The sequence below is a fragment of the Nocardiopsis terrae genome, assembly GCF_014651695.1.
GTDB lineage: Bacteria > Actinomycetota > Actinomycetes > Streptosporangiales > Streptosporangiaceae > Nocardiopsis > Nocardiopsis terrae.
The window spans coordinates 185,247-205,986 of record NZ_BMXJ01000008.1 but is presented as its reverse complement, the minus strand read 5'-3'; the positions used below and the strand labels follow the sequence as shown (position 1 = coordinate 205,986).

Annotated in this window: 15 protein-coding genes; 9 read left to right on the top strand and 6 right to left on the bottom strand. The window is 69.0% G+C overall.

Going from position 1 to position 20,740, the window contains the following annotated elements; genetic code table 11:
* Nucleotides 1-354: 354 nt before the first annotated feature.
* The gene (locus IE195_RS22810; RefSeq protein ID WP_191275051.1) at nt 355-2,580 is read right to left on the bottom strand and encodes a serine/threonine protein kinase; all 2,226 of its coding nucleotides are present in this window, start codon (nt 2,578-2,580) and stop codon (nt 355-357) included.
* 767 nt (nt 2,581-3,347) lie between these two features.
* On the opposite strand from IE195_RS22810, the gene IE195_RS22805 reads away from it, so the two are divergent.
* Both IE195_RS22805 and IE195_RS22800 read left to right on the top strand, forming a co-directional pair.
* A complete protein-coding gene (locus tag IE195_RS22805) occupies nt 3,348-4,862 on the top strand; it encodes an MATE family efflux transporter (RefSeq protein ID WP_191275049.1) in 1,515 nt (504 codons plus the stop codon).
* Between the two features lie 105 nt (nt 4,863-4,967).
* A complete protein-coding gene (locus IE195_RS22800) occupies nt 4,968-5,735 on the top strand; it encodes a TioE family transcriptional regulator (protein ID WP_191275047.1) in 768 nt (255 codons plus the stop codon).
* On the opposite strand, the gene IE195_RS22795 is transcribed toward IE195_RS22800, so the two are convergent.
* On the bottom strand, nt 5,726-7,990 hold the full coding sequence (locus IE195_RS22795; protein WP_191275045.1) for a serine/threonine-protein kinase: 2,265 nt from the start codon (nt 7,988-7,990) through the stop codon (nt 5,726-5,728). The two genes, IE195_RS22800 and IE195_RS22795, sit on opposite strands and share 10 nt — an antisense overlap.
* 1,691 nt (nt 7,991-9,681) lie before the next feature.
* The gene (locus tag IE195_RS22790) at nt 9,682-9,966 is read right to left on the bottom strand and encodes an ArsR/SmtB family transcription factor (protein WP_191275234.1); all 285 of its coding nucleotides are present in this window, start codon (nt 9,964-9,966) and stop codon (nt 9,682-9,684) included.
* Between the two features lie 244 nt (nt 9,967-10,210).
* On the opposite strand from IE195_RS22790, the gene IE195_RS22785 reads away from it, so the two are divergent.
* Entirely contained in the window at nt 10,211-11,266 is a 1,056-nt protein-coding gene (locus tag IE195_RS22785; protein ID WP_191275043.1) for an LLM class flavin-dependent oxidoreductase, read from the top strand.
* Nucleotides 11,267-11,599: 333 nt separating this feature from the next.
* Complete coding sequence (locus tag IE195_RS22780) at nt 11,600-14,473, top strand: ABC transporter substrate-binding protein (RefSeq protein WP_191275041.1); 2,874 nt, start codon at nt 11,600-11,602, stop codon at nt 14,471-14,473.
* Nucleotides 14,474-14,567: 94 nt separating this feature from the next.
* Here IE195_RS22780 and IE195_RS22775 read toward each other — a convergent pair whose 3' ends face one another.
* Nucleotides 14,568-14,807 carry a GntR family transcriptional regulator gene (locus tag IE195_RS22775; protein WP_191275039.1) on the bottom strand — a complete coding sequence of 80 codons (240 nt, stop codon included), beginning with the start codon at nt 14,805-14,807 and terminating at the stop codon, nt 14,568-14,570.
* 177 nt (nt 14,808-14,984) lie between these two features.
* Between IE195_RS22775 and IE195_RS22770 the strand changes: the two genes are divergently transcribed.
* The gene (locus tag IE195_RS22770; RefSeq protein ID WP_225942514.1) at nt 14,985-15,314 is read left to right on the top strand and encodes a hypothetical protein; all 330 of its coding nucleotides are present in this window, start codon (nt 14,985-14,987) and stop codon (nt 15,312-15,314) included.
* Nucleotides 15,311-15,676, top strand: coding sequence for a hypothetical protein (locus tag IE195_RS22765; protein WP_191275035.1), 366 nt, complete (start codon nt 15,311-15,313; stop codon nt 15,674-15,676). The genes IE195_RS22770 and IE195_RS22765 overlap by 4 nt, the downstream gene beginning before the upstream one ends.
* Before the next feature lie 239 nt (nt 15,677-15,915).
* Here the strand turns inward: IE195_RS22765 and IE195_RS22760 are convergent, their stop codons facing one another.
* Entirely contained in the window at nt 15,916-16,350 is a 435-nt protein-coding gene (locus IE195_RS22760) for a hypothetical protein (RefSeq protein WP_191275033.1), read from the bottom strand.
* 459 nt (nt 16,351-16,809) lie between these two features.
* Complete coding sequence (locus IE195_RS22755; RefSeq protein WP_191275031.1) at nt 16,810-17,928, bottom strand: TIGR04222 domain-containing membrane protein; 1,119 nt, start codon at nt 17,926-17,928, stop codon at nt 16,810-16,812.
* 820 nt (nt 17,929-18,748) lie between these two features.
* Here IE195_RS22755 and IE195_RS22750 point away from each other — a divergent pair.
* The 3 genes from IE195_RS22750 (at nt 18,749) to IE195_RS26335 (ending at nt 20,650) form a co-directional block, all read left to right on the top strand.
* The gene (locus IE195_RS22750; protein WP_191275029.1) at nt 18,749-18,961 is read left to right on the top strand and encodes a hypothetical protein; all 213 of its coding nucleotides are present in this window, start codon (nt 18,749-18,751) and stop codon (nt 18,959-18,961) included.
* 165 nt (nt 18,962-19,126) lie between these two features.
* A complete protein-coding gene (locus IE195_RS22745) occupies nt 19,127-20,113 on the top strand; it encodes an OmpA family protein (protein WP_191275027.1) in 987 nt (328 codons plus the stop codon).
* A 6-nt stretch (nt 20,114-20,119) separates the two neighbouring features.
* Complete coding sequence (locus tag IE195_RS26335; protein ID WP_225942515.1) at nt 20,120-20,650, top strand: hypothetical protein; 531 nt, start codon at nt 20,120-20,122, stop codon at nt 20,648-20,650.
* Nucleotides 20,651-20,740: the final 90 nt, after the last annotated feature.

Sequence of the window (20,740 nt, the reverse complement as noted above, 5' to 3'; positions counted from 1 at the left end):
ACCGGATGGGAGTGTGTTCGGGGAGACCGCCGGAATCGTCTGCCTGTGCCGACAGGCGGTCGAACGGCCGGTACGCGGGCCGGGCGCTCGCCGGACTCCGCGGGCCCCTGGGCCCCGCGGTCTCGACGGCCGCACCTCACCGGCGCCGCGAACGGCTCAGCCGCTCAGATCCGGTACGCGAAGTGTGTGCCCACGATTGGCTCCCCGAACATGTCAAGGCGCCTCCATACGGTCCGACCGGCCCACTGCTCTTTGGTCGGACGCACGCGACGCACACGCAATATAGGCAGCCGTCCGGTCGGGGGTCAAGGCGTCTTTGGTCGGGCCGCGGACCGGTCGGCGCCGACCGTTCCGTCAGTTCCCGTCGCCTTCGCCGTCGCCTTCGCCGGCCGGGCACTGCGTCATGTCGCTCTCGCCCGGCGCATCGCCCGGAAGGGCGAAGGACTCCGAGCCCAGCCGGTCCTGGTCGCGCCACTCCAGGGTGCCGTCCACGTCGTAGCAGTGCCCGCTCACGTCACCGGCCAGCGCGCTCGAGTACGCCGCGGGCCGGTAGGCCACCCCCGCCCGTCCCGGGGCGCCCTGGATCTGCACGGTGATCTCGGCAGAGGGGTTCTCCGGGTCCAGCACCGCCAGAGTCGTCAACGGGACGCTGAACTCACTGCCGCTCCCGCCGCGGAGCACCTCCCTGTCCGACCCGCTGCTGGTCTGCGGGTCGAGCGGTGTGAGTGTCAGGAAGTCCTCCGCGTACACGGGGTGGGATCCCACGTTCGGGTGGTAGGTGAGTTCCGCCGTGAACTCGACCCCCGAACCGGTGTCCCGTACCCCGGTCATGCACACGCTCACCACCGGGAAGGCCTCCAGGCCCGTCGAGACCAGGCCGAAGTCGACCGTGTCGTGGTCGAGCGGGGAGACGAACGGCCAGGCGTCGGGGTTGGTGTTCGGTTGGCCCTCGGGCCCCGGGGTGAGGAGCGCGGCGTACACGTCCGGGGAGGCCGCTTCGGGGTTGAAGGGGCGCCAGGGCGCGTGCGCCTGCTGGGCTCCCACTCGTTCGGCGTCGTCGCAGTCCGGAGCCTCGGGGGCTGCCGCGTCCCCGGGGTCCTCGTCGTCCGCGGCGCCGTCCCCGTCCGGATCCGCTGTGGGCTCCTCGGCGACGACGGTGTCGGCGGGTGACTCCTTCAGGAAGTCGAACAGCAGGTAGCCGCCGCCGAGGACCGCGGCCATGCCGAGTGCGCCCACGCCGAGCCACACACCGAGCCTGCTTCCGCGACCGGTCGGCTCCTCGTCCTCGGGGTCGATCCCGTCGCCCATCGCCGACAGGTCCTGTGCGCCGGTCTGCGCGGGGCCGAACAGGTAGGCGGCGGCCCCCTGGTCCTGGGCCGCCCCCGTCCTGCCGGAGCTGCTGAGCCCCGGGGCGGGCCCGTTCTGACCGCCCGGGAGCCGCGCGGGCGGGTGACCGTAGGCCTCGGCGGCCGATTCCGGCCCCCACCCGTCGTTCGCGACGGCTCCAGGTCCGGTGCCCGCGCCGGCGCCCTGACCCCCTGGGACGGCGGGAACCTCCCTGGCCCCGGCGCCTCCGGAGCCGGTCCTCGCCCGCTCCTGTTCCAGGGCGAGGGCGGCGTCGGTCCACCGGGCCGGGTCGTGCCAGCTCAGGTCGGGGACCGGCCAGTGCTGACCGATGAGCGCGCGGAGCGCCTCCGGCCAGGTCTCGGCGGTGGCCTGCTCGTCGATACCGAGCATCAGCAGGCATTCCAGGTACGCGTCCTCCGCGGAGGGGCGCTGGGCCGGATCCGGGGAGAACGCACGTTCGAGCAGCGGACGCAGCTCCCGCGGGAGCGCTCTCAGGTCAACGCGGGCCTCACGCGCCCGGCGGGCCATCTCCCACAGGATCTGCCCGGGGATCCGCCCCGGGGTGTGCCCGGCCGGGGAGGTCCCGAACGGCGGCTCGCCGGTGGCCGCCAACACCACCAGGCAGGCCCAGCCGTGGACGTCGGAGGCCCGGGACGCGTCCGTGCCCTCGTAGCGTTCGGGGGCCAGCCAGCCCAGGCTCTTGGCGCTCTGCACGGGCGCGGCACCGTCGATCCGCGCCGTGATCCCGAAGTCCAGCACCTTGGGGCCGTCGGCGGAGGCCACCACGTTGCCGGGCCGCATGTCGCCGTGCACGGTGCCCGCGGCGTGGATGGCCGCGAGCGCCTCGGCGATCCCGGCGGCCAGCACCAGCAGCGCGTCACCGCTCAGGCGCCCGTGTACCCGCACGTGCTGCTGCAGCCCGAGGCCGGGTGCGTAGGCGATCGCGGACCACGGGCGCCCTTCGTGGGTGCCGCTGTCCCGCACGCCCACCGCGCACACGCCGCCGAACAGGCGCGCGGGCACGGCCTCACCGCTCACGTCGGCCTCGGAGGCCCACTCGGCACCGGCGATCATGAGGGCTGTCGGCTCGTGGTCAGGGGAGACCCCGGCGAAGAGGGTGCCCATGGCGTCGGCGCCCAGACGCCCGATCAGCCGGTAGCGGCCCACCTGGAGCGGGTCGCCGTCGGTCAGAGGGGTGACGTTCGGCGGCAGAGCGGGAAGGGAAAAGTCCATTGGGGGCAGCTTTCCACACATCAGGGACGGTTGTGGTGGGCTGTGCCGGGATAGCACATTCGATCCCGTGGTTCTGCGAATCTACCTAATTTGTGGGGCACCCGATGCCGCGATCCCCCTTTTCCGTGTGCGCCCGGGACCGATTCACACCGGCTCGCGCCCCTCCGCCACGGGACCCCCGTACCCCGTCCGGAGTACCGGAAGCGCCTGTTCGCCAAGGCCCCCGCGCCTGCGCGCGTCCGGCCCGGAGCGGCCCGCGGGGCGGAATCCGGGGCCGCCTCCACCGGACACCCTCGGTGAGTCCGTTATGAGAAGGAAAGGAAATCGGTGCAGTCCGCCGCCAACCACCCGCCCCGACCCGCACCGCCGCCCTCGCCTGCCGCCGGATCCGTTCCGCGACCGTCCCCGCCACCCTGCCGCGTCCCGGCCAGCGCGCGGCCCGGGTTCGTTCGCGCACCCGTTCCGAAACCACACAGGCATCCCCGGTCACACCGTCATCACTGGCCGCTTCTGGTCACTTCCAGTCCGGATCCGGGTGGGATCGGTCCCGCGAACCGTCCCGCGGCCTGCTCCACGGCGGCCGTCCGCACCTGCGGTCATCCCAGGCGCCCCGGGTGCGCGCCCACCCGAGAAAACACCTTCCCAAGAAAGGGAGAATCCTCGATCAGAGCACACGACAAGCGCCGAAGCAAAAACTCAGGGAATCTTCGGAAAAGGCGCTGATAACTTTTCCGGGAAACCTCTGAGACCGCATCGACAGGAAAGCCATGGCCGACGAACGTCCGCGGGACACCACCGATCAGACCCCCGAGCAGCAGCCGGGATCCCCGTCGGAGCCCCCGCACGAAGCCCCCGCCACGGCCACCGCGCCGACACCCGTGCCCCCGCTCACCGGGGAACCCCGACCCGCCTTCCCCCGACTGGTCGGTAACATCGCCGGAAAGGCCTTTCCGCTCTATCTCTCCATGGCCGCCTCGGTCTTCGGGACCATGGTCACAGCGGGCGTTCTGGGCCACACCGGGACCGCCGTACTCGCCGCCTACGCGATGACCGTCGCCCTGTACAACCCCGCCTCCATGGTGGTCCAGGGCGCGCTGCGCGGTTCCATGCCCTTCGTGGCTGGCAACTCCGAGGATCCGGCCGCGCTCGTCCCCACCGTCCGCAACGCCCTCTGGCTGGCCCTGTGCATCGGCCTCCTCGGCAGCGCCGTCGTGGCCTCGGTCCCGTTGGTCGCCCGTCTGATCGGGGTCCCCGACCAGACGGTGGCGGCCTTCGGCCTCCTCCCGTACCTGATGGCGCTCGCCCTGCTCGCCAACGCCTTCCAGGCCTGTGCAACCACCCTGCTCATCGGCCTGGGCCGGTCCGGACAGGCGATGACGGTGGGCCTGGTCGGCACCGCCCTGTCCGTGGTGCTGGTGCCCGCACTGGTCCTGGTACTCGGGCTGGGCGCCACCGGCGCGGGACTCGCCGTCCTGCTGACCGCGCTCGCGGTCACGGCCGTGGCCCACACCCTGCTACGGCGCGGAACCGTCCTGGCCGGGCAGAACCTCGGCCCGGGCTCCCCGGACTGGGCGGGGATCTGGCACATCGCCCGGGTCGGCCTGCCCATGGGTTCGACGATGCTCATCAAGTTCGGGGTGCTGGGCCTACTCGCGATGGCGGTGGCCCGGATCGGATCCACCGAGGCCGCCGCCCACCAGGTCATGGTGACCCTGGTGACCTTCGTCTTCCTGCCCGCGACCGCGACCGGCCAGGCCGCGGTCCCGTTCATGGCCCGCGCCGCGCGGGCAGCGCCCCGGAACACCCCCCCGGCTCCCGGCCGGCCCTCCCCGGCGGGGGACGAGACCCGCTCGGACAAGGGGTTCGCCGAGGTCAGGCGGACACTGCTCGCCGGGCTGGCCCTGGCGCTGCCGGTCATCGCACTGAGCATGCTCCTGGTCAGGGCGGCGGTCGTCCCGGTCGTCGGGGTCCTCACACCGGACCCGGAGGTCGTGGCCCTGGTCACCGCACTGGTCCCCGCCCTGTTCGTGGTCGTCCTCGCCGACGGTGTGCAGGCGATGCCCGGCATGGGTCTGCTCGCGCTCAAGCGCACCACCCCGCCCCTGTACGCCTTCGCGGTGTGCTTCGGCCTGCTGGCCCTGGCCGCCTTCCCCGTGGCCGCGGCGGGCGGCCTGGCCTGGCTCTGGTGGGCCTACGCGCTGGCCAACCTCGGCCTGGTCCTCGGCCAGGGCGGGAGCTTCCTCCTGCTGACCCGCACACCGCCCGGCCCCTCCCCCGCCTGAGGCGGGCCCGGACGCCCCCGCCAAGCGCCTGCCCGGAAGTACTGTTGAGACCTCCGCACGTGCGAACAGCAGCCCGCGCCCCGAAGCCTCGAACAGGGGAGAGCCTTGCGACCCTCCGACCTCGCCCGCGAGCACGGCCTCTCGGCCCAGGCGGTCCGCAACTACGAGCGGGACGGGTTCATCCCGCCCGCCGAACGCACCAGCAGCGGATACCGGGTCTACACCGAAGTGCACGCGGCGGCGCTCCGCGCCTACCTGGCCCTGGTCGCGGCGTTCGGGTACGCGTACGGCGGCCGGATCATGCACGCGGTCCACGAGGGGGACCTCGACCACGCCTTCACGGTCATCGACCACGGCCACGGCCGACTGCTCCGCGACAGACAGACCCTCGACGCCGTACGCGAGGCCGTGGGCCACCTGACCGCGACCGCCCGGGAGCAGGAGCCCGCCCCCGGAGCGGGCTCCGCCCCCGGAGCGGAAGGGAGCGCCGCCCCGGGCCGCCCCGGGGCCCCCGGCCTGCGCACCATCGGCGAACTGGCGCACCGCCTCGACGTCACCCCGGCGACCCTGCGCAACTGGGAGGAGGCCGGCATTCTCACCCCCGTGCGGGACCCCGAGACCGGATACCGCGGTTTCGGCGCGAACGACGTCCGCGACGCCGATCTCGCCCACCTCCTCAGACGCGGGGGCTACCCGCTGGAGCACATCGCCACGGTGGTCCACCAGATCCGCACCGCCGGAGGTACCGACGAACTGGCGGGAGCCCTGGACGGCTGGCAGCGGAAGCTGACCGCGCGGGGACGCGCCATGCTCACCGCGGCCACCCGGCTGGACGTCTACCTGAACACGGTCGGCCCCGCCCCCTACAGGTAGTCGTCCAGCCGCTCGTCGTTGCGTTCGGCCGTGCTCTGCGCGGCGCTCCTGCTCGGGGACCACTCCAGCGTGGCCTCCGGGTCGCTCCCGAGGGGCCCCTCGCCGGAGCGCTTCCCCTCCCCCGCCGCCGGGTCCGGCTCGGCACCGTCCGCGGCCCCGGATCCGGGCGCGGCCTCCGTACCGTCCGTCCCGGCCGGGTGACCCGCGACCGGAGGCTCCGCCTCCTCCGGCAGGCCGGCCAGCTCCTGGCGCACCCGCCGCACCGACTGTTCGTGGTCGCGAGCCATCAACGCCCCGATCACCCCGAACAGCACCCCGGCCACCACCAGAACCACCGCCAGGAGTGCCAGGCTTTCCCAGTACACGACGCCCGCCAGCGCACCGAGCACCACCAGCACCGTGCCCAGGCCGTAGAAGAACCGCACCAACGTCCCGGGGTCGCGCCGCCCCAACCGTTCCAGTTCGGCCGTGACGCGCTTCCTCTCCCCGGCGATCCGCTCCGCCTCCGGCCGCACCCTCCGGTACTCGTTCACCTGCTCGACCCGCTCCGCCAGCGCACGGAAGTCGTCCCGATGGGCGTGGAAGGCGACCGCGGCGGGCCAGGGGTCGTCGGCGTTGAGCACGGCCCGGTACACCTGGTCGCGTTCGGAACCCTCCGGGATGCCCTTGACCGCCCAGTCCGCGAGCTCGGGCGGCCCCTGACCCGCCCGGCGGTCGGTGGCCAGGATGTGGACCAGGTCACCGCGGCCCGACGGCGGGATCTCGGCGGGGGCGAGCCCGAACCCCTTGCCGAGCTGCTCCAGCCACGCCTCGCACTTGCGCAGGGTGTCGAACATGACCGGGGCCTGGCGGGCGACCCGGGCGAAGCGCCCGCAGCCGCGGTCCGTGCCGCAGTCGTGGTCGGTCTGGACGCAGTGGTGGCGGCTGAACGGTTCGAGGAGGTTGCCGTGTTCCACGAGGTGGACGAGGCGCTCGTGCGTCCTGTCCCGGTAGGGCCAGGCCCTCCCGTCCCGGGTGCCGAACAGGGCGCCCCAGGACATGTCGAGCCCGTGGAAGAGCGGGGGCAGGGCCGGGTCGAGTTCGGCGATGAGGTTGACGGCCTGCACGTCGGCGCCGCCCCAGTCCTCCGGGAGCTGGGCGACGATCCGGCGGGCCTGCTCACGCTCCTCCGGCAACCAGCGCAGCAGGTCCTGCCGCAACGGCGCACTGCGTAGGAGGTCGAGCGCCTTCTCCCAGTCGCGCTGGATGCCCCGGGCGAGCGCGGAGACGCTGGAGTAGGACTCCCCGCCGAATTCGAAGAGCTCGTCCCGGTCGGGCGGAGCGTGGGTGATGGTCGGGATCGCGGAGATGTCTATCGTGCCGCTCCCCTGGCCGATGCGTGTGCCCATGGCCATGATGTCGGGCCCGGGGCGCCCGCCGATGCCCGCCAGCATGTCGGGGGAGTTCCCGCTGTCCGGTTCCTCCACGCCCAGGAGGGTGGCGAGGAGCCGGTCGGAGGTGGGACGCAGCTGGGGGTCCTTGTACAGGCACCAGCGCACGATCGCCGCGAGGTTCTCGGGCAGGCCCTTGAGGTCGGGCTTCTCGAACAGGACCTTGCGCAGGGTCACGGCCAGGTTCTCCCCGGCGAAGGCGTCCTTGCCGGTTCCGGCGAAGGCGATGACCGACCCCCAGGCGAACACGTCGATCGCGGGGGTGACCCGGGTGCCGAGGAACTGTTCGGGTGCCATGTAGCGCGGGGTGCCCAGGAGGGCGCTCGCCGAGACGGGGCTGTTCTCCAGGGCGCGGGCGATCCCGAAGTCGATCACCCGGATGCCGTCGGGGGCGACCATGATGTTGGAGGGGGTGAAGTCGCGGTGGATCACCCCGGAGGCGTGGATGGCGGTGAGCGCGGTGGCGGTGGCGACGGCGATCCGGTAGAGGTCGCCCTCGGAGCGGGGGCCGCCGTCCTCCCCGTCGGAGTGCACGGCCTGCCGGAGGGTCTGCCCCTCCACGTACTCGGTGACCACCCACGGCGGGTCCCCGTCGGGGTCGGCGTCCAGCACCCGGGCGATGCAGAACTCCGCGACCTTCTTGCTGTTCTCGACCTCGGCCCTGAACCGGGCCCGGAACGTCGGGTTGTCCGCGTAGTGGTGGTGCAGCACCTTGACCGCGCCGAGGGCACCGCTGCTGTCGCGTCCGAGGTAGACCGTGCCGAACCCGCCCCTGCCGAGTACTTCCAGGAGTTCGTATCCGCCGAGTTCATCGCCGATCTTCACAGGTGATCTCTCCAAGCCGGGGGGAAAGCGCAGAGCGTCGTTCGGGTGGTGTGATGCCAGGGAGGCACACATGGTGCCACGAAACACTCGGGTTTCGGGGTTTTCGCCCCTCACTCCTTCCCCTGACCGGCCGTTTCACTCGGGTCCACCGGCGCCCGCCCGGAGCCGTCCGGGGCCGTGCCGCCCGTTCCACTCGGAGGCGTGCCTTCGGCCCCCGCAGCGCTGGGACCCTTCCAGACCTGCCTCTCGGACAGCGGGCCCGTCGGGCAGCGGCCCCCATGCGGGACCCGCATAGCCCTTGACCCGCGCGGAGGCGGGGCGGCACTGGCCGGTCGGGGCCGTCGAAGCAGGAGCGCGGGGGCGGGCGCCGGGTGCACTCCCGAAGCCGGCGCAACCGTTCTCCCACGCCGAGGAACAATTCTCGACGCCCTCGGGAAAGCCAATCAGGAAAACGCTTCCTGTTTTTCCGGCACCCCGCCTCCCTTCGCCTTCCGAATGGCACGCCCCGGCACCGCCGCGAGACGAACCGCCTCGACCGCTGCGTCCGGCGGACACATCACGCCCCGTCCGCCCGCGCACGAACCGGCCCGTCCGGGAACGGTGGTCGGCCCATGCCGCGCAGGGGACCTCGGGGCGGGCGCCGGGACACCCCGGCAAACCCACGGCACAACCGGCCGCGTCCGCCCGGTCGCCTGATGTGTGAGTTCCCGCGGTTCGCCATCCGCCCGCCCGTTCCCGTGCCCGCACGCCGCTGCCCCGCCGAAAACCCCGACCGGGGCGCCCGGCGACCACCAAGCGATCACTTAAGAGCCCAAACCACCAACAAAAGGCGATCCGCCCCGCCCGCCTCGACCAATCCGAGACCACCGGTGACCGGCACGGTCGACTCCCCCGGCCCGCCGAACAATCAAGTTGGGGAATTGCCACTGAACGCCTGCGAACCACCGGCGTTCTCAGGCATACTCAGAGCGTCGGCCGGCAGACCGAAGCGGACTTTGCGCCCGCAGCAGTCGCGACACCGACAAGACGCATACGTCGTTCCGTGCATTCGTCCGTTTTCGGGGTTCGTCGGATGGTTCGCGTTCGCCATCAGCCATACCCGAGGAGCGGGTTCAGAATGGTTCCGCGAGGCGATACAGTGCGTCTACAGGGGCCCGCTTTCCCACGTTCGTCACACGAGGAGAAGGCGGACCGAAAAGGGGGGATCCTTACGGAAGTGAATACTTAGGGGGACTTCCGAAAGGATCAACCCGCCCGTGAGCGAGTGCATTGGATTCGGGGGAATTCACGTTCGCCGAGCACGTGGATATGCCACTCGCCACCAAGGGGTCTCCGAATCCTCTGGTCACCTCCCGGCCCACAGGGTCGCCGGAGGGACACCAAGGGGAACGGAGGGTAAGGAGACCCCGGTCTCAAAGGGGGGTGGATGTCCCTCGGTCCTGCAAGAGGGGGAACCAGGGCTGGGGGGCATCCTCTGCCGGACCGCTCCGCTGCGAGCCGGCCGGGCCGGGTTCGCGACTCGACCACCCGGGGGACCTGACCACGGGGAGAGGCCGTCCGAGCGGAGAAAACCGGCCCCGGAGCGGGAACTCAGCGGGTCCGGGCTTCGTTGCGCCTGCGTGAGTGAAGACATGACGCGTCCTGGCCGCCGGAGCCGCCCAGGTCGTGTTCGGCGGCCGCACGCCCCGACCCTAGGGCGCGTGCGGATCCCGGCAGTTCAGCACCGTCTCCAGCAGCCCGGGGAACCGGCCCTCGACCTCGTGGTCGCGCAACGAGACGTAGCAGCGCGTGCCCTCGGTCCGGTTCTGCACGAGGCCGGCGTTGCGCAGGATCTTCAGGTGGTGGCTCAGGGTCGACTGCGCGATCGGCAGTTCGATGTCCTTCCACGCCCGCTCACCCTCGAAGTCCGCGAGCATGCACACGATCCGCAGCCGGGTGGGTTCGGCGAGCGCGGACAGGACCGTGACCAGATCCACGTCGCCCAGAACCGGGTGCTCCTGTCCCCTGGACGTTCCCCTGGAAACCAAGCCCCCACCTCCACTTCCGCTGCCGTGCGGCCACTGCGGTCGCCTGCCCGGGGCCCGTCGACCCGTCCACCAGTCTCCCATCATCCGCCTCCGCCGCGCGGACGGGATTTGGTATGCGTCCGGCACCGAGTGTACCGTCAATGTTCGATGATCGTCGATCGTCGAACATTCGAGGTCAGTGGGGGTAACTGAGATGTCGGAAGCAGCTGGAAAGCCCGAGGTGGCGACCGGGGCCGGAGCCGGGCCCGCGCTGTCCGTCCTGGACCACGCCAGCATCGTCGAGGGCTCCACTCCCGGCGAGGCCATCCGCGACGCCCGCGAGCTGGCCCAGAACCTGGAGCGCTGGGGCTACAACCGCTTCTGGTTGTCCGAGCACCACAACATGCGGGCCATCGCCAGCGCCGCCACCTCGGTCTCGCTCGGCTTCATCGCCGAGGGCACGTCCACCATCCGGGTGGGTTCGGGCGGGGTCATGCTCCCGAACCACTCACCCCTCGTCATCGCCGAGCAGTTCGGCACCCTGGAGTCCCTCTACCCGGGACGGATCGACCTCGGCCTGGGCCGTGCCCCCGGCACCGACCCGCGCACCATGCGCGCGCTGCGCCGCGACAACAGCTCCTCCTCGACCTTCCCGCAGGACGTCCAGGAGCTCCAGGCGTTCTTCGAGCCCGCCGCTCCCGGCCAGCCGGTGCGCGCGGTCCCCGGCGAGGGCCTGCGGGTGCCGCTGTGGATCCTCGGCTCCAGCCTGTTCGGCGCCCAGCTCGCCGCGCACCTGGGACTGCCGTACGCGTTCGCCTCGCACTTCGCGCCGAACGCCCTCTACGACGCCCTGGCCGCCTACCGGGAGGGCTTCACCCCCTCGGAGCAGGCCGCCCAGCCGTACACGATGGCGGGGATCAACGTGTTCGTCGCCGAGACCGACGCCGAGGCGCAGAACCTGTTCACCTCCATGCAGCAGGCCTTCCTGGGCACCCTGCGCAACGCGCGCGGCCTGCTGCAGCCGCCGGTGGAGCGCAGCTCCCTGGACACGGTGTGGCGCCCCGGGGAGAAGGAGCAGCTGGACATGATGCTGCGCTACTCCTTCGTGGGCTCCCCGGAGACCGTGAAGCCGAAGATCGACCAGTTCGTCGCCGACACGGGGGTGGACGAGCTGATGATCTCGTCGATGATCTACGACAAGAAGGCCCGCTTCGCCTCCTACGAGGCGCTGGCCGAGATGTTCGACCTCCAGGCGCCCGCGGGCGGCTGAGGACGGGTCGCGGCCGACAGCGGCCGCGCAAAGCCCTGACCGGGGGTACTTGGTCAAGGGTGCGGGACCGGGCCAGGCAGGGTCCGGAACCGTCTCCCCCGGTCACCGGGGGCGGGGCGGGGTCGCGAAGGGCCCCGCCCCGCGCTTTGGCCCGGGGCGCCCCGCACACTCGGGAGGGCGGACCGGCACGGGAGACCGGGCTGCCCGGGCGCACGGGAACTGGTTGACTGATTCCGGCATCACACTGGCACCCAGTACCCCCGAACCCAGCGCGCCCCCCGTTCCCGGTCAAGAAGGCAAGCCGTGCCTCTCCCCTCCCCCGACACACCCCCGATGACCCCGTTGGAACCCGCCGACCCGCGGACCGTCCCCCCGTTCGACCTCCGGGGCCGGTTGGGCGCGGGCGGGATGGGCGTCGTCTACGCCGCCCTGTCCCCCGACGACCACTGGGTCGCCGTGAAGGTGATCCGCCCCGAGTTCGCCGCCGACCAGGACTTCCGCCAGCGGTTCACCCGCGAGGTCCAGTTGATGAGCCGGATCCGGGCGCGCTGCATCGCTTCGGTCCTGGCCTACGACACCTCCGCCGAACAGCCCTGGTTCGCGACGGCGTTCCTCCCCGGGCCCACCCTGAACGAGCGGGTGCGGTCGGAGGGAGCCCTGCCCGAGGCCAAGGCGCGGGTCCTGGCCGCGGGTATGGCGGAGGCGATCGCGGCCATCCACTCGGCCGGGATCGTGCACCGGGACCTGAAGCCGTCCAACGTGATCCTGGCCCCGGACGGGCCGAAGGTGCTCGACTTCGGGATCGCACACGCCCTGGACGGCACCCAGCTGACGAGGACGGGCGGGCTGATGGGCTCTCCCGGCTGGATGAGCCCGGAGCGCTTCCGGGGCGGCGCCGGGCCCGGGGCCGACGTGTTCTCGTGGGGCGCGCTGGTGGCCTACGCGGTGACCGGGCAGCCGCCGTTCGGCAGGGGTTCGGCCGAGGAAATGATGTTCCGGCTGCTGAGCGAGGAGCCGGACCTGAGCGGGGTTCCGGAGGACCTCCGGGAGCTCGTCGCCCGGTCACTGGCCAAGGACCCCGGGGACCGGCCCAGCGCGGCGGAACTGGTCCGGAGTCTGGCGGGAGAGGCCGACGCGGGGACCGCACCGGCTTCGCCGGACGAGATGGCCACCATGGTCAACACGCTCATCGCCAGGGACTGGACGGGGGCGTCCGTGTCCCCGGCCTCGTCAACCTCTCCGGCCCCACAACCCTCTCCGGGCTCCCACACCCCGTCACCCGGTGCCGCGCCCGACCGGCCACACACCGCTGTCCCGTCCGGGCCGCACTCCCCGCCCCGGCCGGGCCCACAGGCACCGCCGCCTCCGCAGGACTCTCCCCACCCGCACGGCCCGCCCCCGGGCTCTCCTCCCCCGAACTCCCACGTTCCGTCTGCTCCCCTGCCGGATTCTTCCTCCCCGGACTCCCACACCCCCTCGACTCCCCTGCCGAACTCCGCCAAGTCAGGCACCTCACGCCTGCTGCTGGGGCTCGTGGCCGCCGCGGTCACCCTGCTCCTCATCGGGGGCGTCACCGGCTGGCTGCTGCTGCGCGACGGCGAAGAAGGACAGGCGGCCGACGGCGGGGAGGGAGCCGAGGTCCTGGAGGGAGCCGCCGAGGACCAGTCCGAGCCGTTCGTCTTCGCGACCTCCGACCGGATCAAAAGCCTCGACCCGGCGCTGGCCACGGACAGCGCCACCTTCCGCTACAGCCGGCAGGTGTTCGAGACCCTGCTGCGCCACGACCCCGCCGACGGCCAGATCACCGGTGGTCTGGCCGAGGACTGGGAGCACTCCGACGACGGCACCGAGTGGACCTTCCATCTGCGTGAGGGCGTGCGGTTCCACGACGGCGAGGAACTGGACGCCGCAGCCGTCTGCGCCAACTTCGACCGCTGGTACAACCTCACCGGCATCTACCAGCAGTCCAGGTACACCTACCACTGGCAGTCGGTGTTCGGCGGGTTCGCCGAGAACATCAACGCCGACCTGCCGGAATCCAACTACGTCCTCTGCGAGGCCGCCGACGACCTGACCGCGGTCATCACCGTCGACGAGTACCGACCGGCCCTCCCCGGCGGCTTCACACTCGCCTCCTTCGGCATCATGAGCCCCTCCAGCGTGGCGGAGGTCGCCGACGAGTCGCTCATGGGCCCTCTCGCCGACTACTCCTCGAACCCGGAGATCATGGCCGGGAGCGGACCGTTCCGGATCACCGAATGGGACCACATACAGAAGGTGGTCACCCTGGAGCGGTTCGGCGACCACAGGGACAGCTCCCCGGGGATCGACACCGTGGTCATGCGCAGCATCGGCAACGAGGCCGATCGCCGTCAGTCGCTGGAGTCCGGAGAGATCCACGGCTACGAGCTCACGAACCCGAAGGACAGGGCACCGCTGGTGCAGGCCGGTTTCCAGGTGCCCTCCCGAGACCCGTACGACCTCCTCTACCTGGGTTACCAGCAGGAGGCGCACGAGGCCCTCAAGGTTCCGGAGGTCCGTGAGGCCCTGGCGCGGGCCGTCGACCGCCAGCGCATCGTCAACGCGGTCATGCCCTACGGCAGCGAGGTCGCCACCCAGTTCGTGCCCCGGGCCGTCAACGGTTGGTCCCCGGATGTGCGGGCCATCGAACACTCACCGGAAGCGGCCCAGGAGATGCTCGCGGACGCGGGCCACGGGGACCTGACACTCGAGTTCTGCTATCCGGACGACATCACCCGCCCCTACATGTCCGCCCCGGAGGAGATCCAGGGCCTCATCACCCGGGACCTGGAGGCTGTCGGCGTGACGGTGGAGCCGGTCGCCCAGCGGTGGAACGACTACGTCGAGAGTGTCCAGGCCGGAGAGTGTGAGCTGTACCTGCACGGGTGGACCGGTGACTACAACGACACCCACAACTTCATCGGCCCCTACTTCTCCGGGTACACCCCCATGTTCGGGTTCGAGGACGAGGACCTCTTCGGGGCCATGGCCGAGGCTGCGGCCCTCCCGGAGGCGGGCGCGCGTACCGCCGCCCACGAGGACCTGAACGAGCAGATCATGGAGGTGCTGCCGGGCCTGCCGATCGCCAGTTCACCGTCGGTCGTCGTGTTCTCGGGAAACGTGCAAACCCCGACGACGGGCTCGCTGCCCGGCCACGAGGACCTCAGCGAGGTCTTCTGGAAGTAGGGCTCTGCGGTCGGCATCCGGTCAGACGGGCGAGGCGGGCGGGGAAGCGGCTACCCCCGGTTCCGCGCTCCGTGAACGGGATGGTTCGCCCGGGTCATTCCAGCGGCAGGACGAAGACCCCCATCCCCCGCACCGTCTGAACGCGGCCTTCGTCCTTGAGTACCTGCACGGCCTTGCGCAAGGTGTCCCGGGCAGCACCGAACTCGTCTTCGAGCTTGACCAGGGAAGGCAGGGCACGCCCTGGCGGAATCTCTCCGCTGTCGATGCGCGCACGCAGCGCGTTGGCGACTTGGACGTAGGGCGGAACTGGGGATTCGCGGTCGATGGCGGGCATAGAAACGAACCTAGCCAGCCACCTATGTCTAGCCATAGCCACCCACGGGGGTAGTCAGGGGTAGTACACCTAGCTATGATGTGACCTTGACCTACTCATGAAGCGGCCCGGCGGTGCTACCAACACCCCGGGCCCGGACAAGCGAACGGAGCGCTTGCCGTGTCATACGTTACTGCCTTGTTGTCCCTAATCGTCAGGCTCACGCGGCCCACACAGGGCACGCACACCAGTCCGTGCGGCTACCTGTGGGAACTGGGAGCCGAAGCCCGGCGCAACCGTTCCCGCCGAGTGCGCCGGTACGCCCTACCCGTCAGGCCCGCCGAGCCCGCACTCACCCGGCCCGAGCCCGTCGAACCCACTCCCCCTGCGCCCGCCCCCTCGGTTCCCGCGCCCAGGCGGCCCGTCGAGGACAGCTGTGCCACGGCCCACCCCCAGGCCGAGATCGTGCGCGGCCCCTACCGGGCCTGGGAACGCCAGCGGTCCACCCTTCGGGGGCTGGTCGCATGAACCAGTACACCGACACCCGCTCCGACGCCCTGGCGGACCGGCTCACCCGGCTGCTCAACGACCCCGGCCTGCCCGACGACGCCGTCACCCGGCTGATCTCGGCCGACGCGGTCTTCGGGCACCTCGACGGCCTTCTGCGTTCCGGCGACGAACTCCCCCTGCGCTGGGCCACCCGGCTGGGCGGCGGCACGACGGAAGCCCGTGAGGTGACCGACCACTACGACGCCCTGTCCGAAGCCCTCCGGGCAACCGGCGAGAACGTCTCCTACTGGCGCGCCCTGTGCAGGGCCCGGGACCGCTGGTCCCTGCTGAAAGCCGCTCTGGCCTCCGGTTACCCGCTGCCCGAGCCCTGGGAACGCTGACCCCCCAGGAGTACCGACCCTCCGAGAACACCGCCGTGGCCCGGCCGGGAGCCCCTCCCCGCCGGGCCACGGCCCCTGACGGGGTTTCTCCGACTCCCCTGGAGACTTCGGGGAAGGTGGCCGTGACGTCAGAAGTGCGCACAAACAGCGCGACAAGCGGGAGCGCGGCGGCGCTGAGGAACGGACACGAAGCCCGTGCGGATCGCGGAGTGAACGCACGGGCAGGGCCGCAGACACCTCTACCAGCCGACCTCTTCTGTTACAGCCCACACCGAAACCCGCTCTCCTTCGGGAAAGCTGAACACAACACTGCGGTCGACGCTCTCACCCTGCTTCACTGACGAGCACCTGCGAGGCTCAGCCAGTTCCGTTTCCCCGATGAAGTGCCGCTCGTGCTGTTCCTCGAGTAATTCACCCCCGGACACGACACGGTAGTTGCCGATGTCTCCGCTCTGGCAGAATTCTGTGGCCTCCTCCTCACTGGGCAGGGTGAAGGTGGCGACATACGTCGGAAGGGAATCGACGTCACCGACGGAGAACACCTCGACGGACTCGGCGGAGTCGGGAATCTCGGCTCCGGAGAGCTCCTCGAAGTGGCTCGGATCGGCTTCTGCGGTGGGCTCAGCAGGGGGTTCGGGGACCTCTTCGGTCCCGAAACAGCCAACCAGAAGCACGGGCAGAAGTACGGCCAGTGCAGGGGCGGCGCCTCGTGGCGTCATCGACGCTCACCTGGCCCCGAACCGCTTGCCAGCCCCTCGTCATGCACACCGCTGACAAAAGGGTTGCTGGCCCCCAACCCCCCGTCACCCTCCCAGTAGCAGTCGCACTTCGGGCTCAGGAACCCCATGCCATTCCCTCCCGGAGATACGCCCGATAGGCCCTGCTGAAGGCCCCTCCGACCTCGTCGCCTGGTTCGGGAGCCCGCTATGCACCATCCGCATAGGGGGCTCGATACGGACCCCCGGCAGGGTTTTCGGCGCTCTCCCCTGGGGCCCAGGAGGACCCGAAAGCGAACTTCGAGGCCGCTGAGGCAGACAAAGCTGACGCCATCGGACTCTTCGACGTTCTTTCCGGGATCCCGGGTGGGTCGTGGGAGCCGGACAGACAATGGAAGCCCTTCGCTGCCCACCGGTTCAGTCACCGCCCCCGCCGCCACCGCCGTCTCCACCGGAGCTACCCGAGTCACCGCCTCCCCAGAAACCCCCTCCGCCGCTGTCGCCACCCGAGGAACCACCGCTGGAAGCCGAACCGGACCCGTCCACCGCGCACAGGTCAGCGATCTCGCAAAGGCTGCCCCAGTCGAGCTCGAAACCCTCGCGCGGCTCCGGGGTCTGTTCCCCGACCCTTCGCGGGCTCTCCTCAAGCACCTGAGCCGATCCGGTGTGCGTCACGACCCGAACGGCGTCATCGCCGGAACCGTCCCGCCCCCGGTCTCTCGGTGAGGCCTCACGACCCATCCGGCTGATCCCGAGCACAGCGGTGTAGCGCAACGCCTCCTCGCGGACCATCGTCCGCCCCTCGGCGGCGGTGGCCTCGTAGGCGTCCGACGCCAGCCCGAGGAGCCGCTTCCCGGCGGCGGTCGCGGTCGAGGCGTTCCGGCCGCCGTGACCCAGGTACAGACCCCGAGCGAGACCGCCCAGCACCGCGAGCACACCGCCCAGCACGGCCAGCGCGACCGTCCACTCGTCCTGCTCGTAGGCGTTCGTCAGCACCGCCCCCACGGCGAACAGGACCACACCCGAATAGGCGAGGACCCGGGAGATCCACCCTCCGCTGTGGAAGTCCGCGAGCGCCCTGGCGAGCCCCTCGGAACGGGCGATCAGACGCCGTTCAGCGAGCTTCTCCCGAACCCGTTCGATACCCCGACTGGACGTGGCGGTCTGGATCAGCCCGCGCGAAGTCAGGCCGGTCCGGTCCCTGAACGTCTTGACCAGGTCACGACGGACGGGGTCCTTCTCGGTGACATAGGCGTTCGAGGGACCCACGAGCGTGAAGAAGCCACCGCGGACCTGGCGGCGGATACGCCCCGAGAGGAACAGGTCCATGAACGCGACCTCCCCGACCCGGGTAGCGCCGCCCACCAGGTAGGCGAGCTCCGCTGGAGTGAGGTCCTCCGGGGTCAGCGGGAGCTTCGGTTCGGGGACCGCGGCGACCTCCGCCGTGATCGACCGGTTCGCGGTGAACACCCTGAAGAACGGGAAAGCGCCAGCGGCCAGGCCGAGCAGCGCCCCCAGAAGGGGGATCAGCAACATGGCGTTCAAGTTCGGGGCCTTTCTGTCAGGTCGGCCGGTGGGAGAGGGCCGGGTGGGGTGAGGCGCGTGGGGCAGGCGGGGACTGGGGGGAGCGGATGGAGCAATGAAAGAGGTCGGGAAGGACAGAGGAACAGCCGGGGAGGCAGGGAGGTGTGCGCGGGGCGGGGGCATTCGGGGCGGGGACGGGCTACGGGAAGGCTCGTGTGCGGCTGACCTCTCTGGTGTCCCGCAGGAGAAGCGGGGAACATGGGAGCCCCAGCCTCTGGGCTCTGCGCACCCCCCGCCCGGGTTCACGGGGTCTCCGAGACCTCCGAAGCTGCTCAGGCCACACCGAGCGAGTGGTGCCCCTTCTGACCGAGGGGCGGTGTAGGGCTTGGCGCAAGGGGAGAGAATCATGAGACCCGAACAATTCAACACCATGAGCAGGCCAGGCTCTCGGTTGCCCGGACTTTCACGCCCATCCATGACGGTGGTCGAGGACACATGCAATCATGGTGACCCGTTGAACACAGATCGCTACCCCTGGCGGCCGAATCGTGCACACTCACCCCTTAGAAACCAGCTCCCACCTGGGAAATCTCCGTTCTTCAGGAGGAGCGCCAAGACCTACAGGGCCAGCGGGACGCACAACTTGCATGGCCACATCCGGCCAGGGCAAGGGGCAGTCAAGGCAAGGGGCAACTGACCACACTGATCCGATAGTGGGGTTCGTGATCCCAAAGTTCAGCCCCAGGTCACCGATGAAGCCAGGACCCAGGTCCACCGGTCAACAACCGCGCTGCCGTGGCGAAGAAAACTACCTCCCCCAGGAGTTAACTCCATGAACAGCTTGCACAAGATATGGGTGACCCTCAGCGCCCTGACCCTCCCGCGGCCTGGGCACGACAGGGACAAGGGCGCTGGCTTCGTCGAGTACGGAGCTGTCATCGTCCTCGTTGCCCTGATCGCCGGGGTTATCATGGCCGCCGGAATCGAGAAGCGCATTGCAAATGGAATAACGACCACAATCGATGGAATATTTTCCAACTACTAACCCAAAAACAAAGAGATGTACAGTTTAAGGAAACTGCATCAGTCGTGAATATTGCCTTTGGGCTCTCGATCTGAATTCCTCTGACAAATCCTGAGAAACGGGAAGCTCTTGACTCTCGCAAGCAAGCCTTCCAAAGCGAAGGGGAATAAGCATCTACACACAGGCATGGTCACCACTCTGGTTATTTTCCTTGCCTCTGGGTGTGTCGTCAGCGCGGATAACCCCCCAAAAGAGAACAGCCAATCCCCCGAAAACATTTCCAGAGAAAATGCTCCACCCTCCCCAGGCGAAGCAAAAGAAATATTGGCCAGTTCGACATCCACGGCAACCATCCTTGGATCTGAACTCCAGATTGAGGTCAATACACTGGAGAGACTGGAGAACAATCTCCTTCGCTTAAGAATCAGCCTCATCAATAATTCACCAGAGGAATTTGATATAGGATTTGGCCTTGCCGGCGAAGAAGATAGACGCACTGCCAGCAACATCAGCCTCATTGATGATCTAAATCAGCAGCGTTATCTCAGTTACGACAAAAGTGATGGAAGCTGTTTCTGCGACACCTTAGAAGGAGCCATTGAAAGCGGTGAAACTGAAACGCTCTGGGTGATATTTCCAGGAGCTCCAGAAAACGTAGAGAGCATGACTGTCACAACTCCCCTGACTCCACCTCTTCTCGACATCCCTGTTAGCAACACTTCAGAGGCAGTCGAAAGCAGCAACCTCGGGGAACCACAGATCCTCGACCTCACCCTAATCTCGGACAGCCTTGAAGAGGATCAAACAGGCCGAACAGAAAGTGGCGATGAGGTAAGCATTATTCTATCCTCTGATGTCCTTTTCAGCACCAACAGTTCAGACCTCAACGACGAGACTCAGGAAATACTTGAGCAGGTGGCTCAAGAGATCGACGATGCGAGTTCCTCAGTGATTTCTATCGACGGGCACGCAGATAACACGGGAACTGACTCTGTCAACCTACCTTTGTCACAAGACCGAGCCAAAAGCGTTGAGGTCACTTTGGGAAGTCTCATCAGCCGCGAAGTTACCTTTGATGTTGAAGGACATGGATCCGCTGATCCCATCGCCGACAACACCACAGAAGAGGGACGCAAACGAAACCGCCGAGTCAGTGTCACGTTTGAAAAATAGAGGTCAATGATGAACAGGAAGCTTCGAGCGCCTGGACTTTGTGCGATTATAGCAATTCTTCCCTTCGTTACAGCTTCAGGCGCCCTTGCCGCACCCGCCCCAAAGACCGAGAACCTGGATTCTCTAGGAAACGCTGAATCGAATGAAGAAATCAGTTCCGATTTTTTAGCAGAGGCCCATTCGGCAGAAAGAAGCGGGGCAGGCAATCTAATATCCGTCACCTGGAGTGTTGAGAACATTGGCGACAGAGATGCTGGATTCGATTGGCCTCAAGGAAATTCCTACATGTATAGCAATGTCACATCATACTCTGGCGTCACAATAACATCATCAACCAAATCCAAGCGATTTCACCCGCTTATGGACAGCGACGGAGACTGTCTCTGCTCAGGTAATACTTCCATGGATGTTAAGAACATTTTGCGCCCAGGCGAAAAGGTCGCCTACTGGTCGATGTACTCTGTTCCCGAGGACGTTGATTCCATCGACCTTGAAATCCCTGGGTTCGAACCCATCGAAGACATCCCCATCTCCTGACCCCTGAGGCGCCCCCACGCTCCCCCAAGCGCACCACCCCGACCACCCCCACTCCTGGACTCTTCTGGAGGCGGAGTTGACCACCCCCCA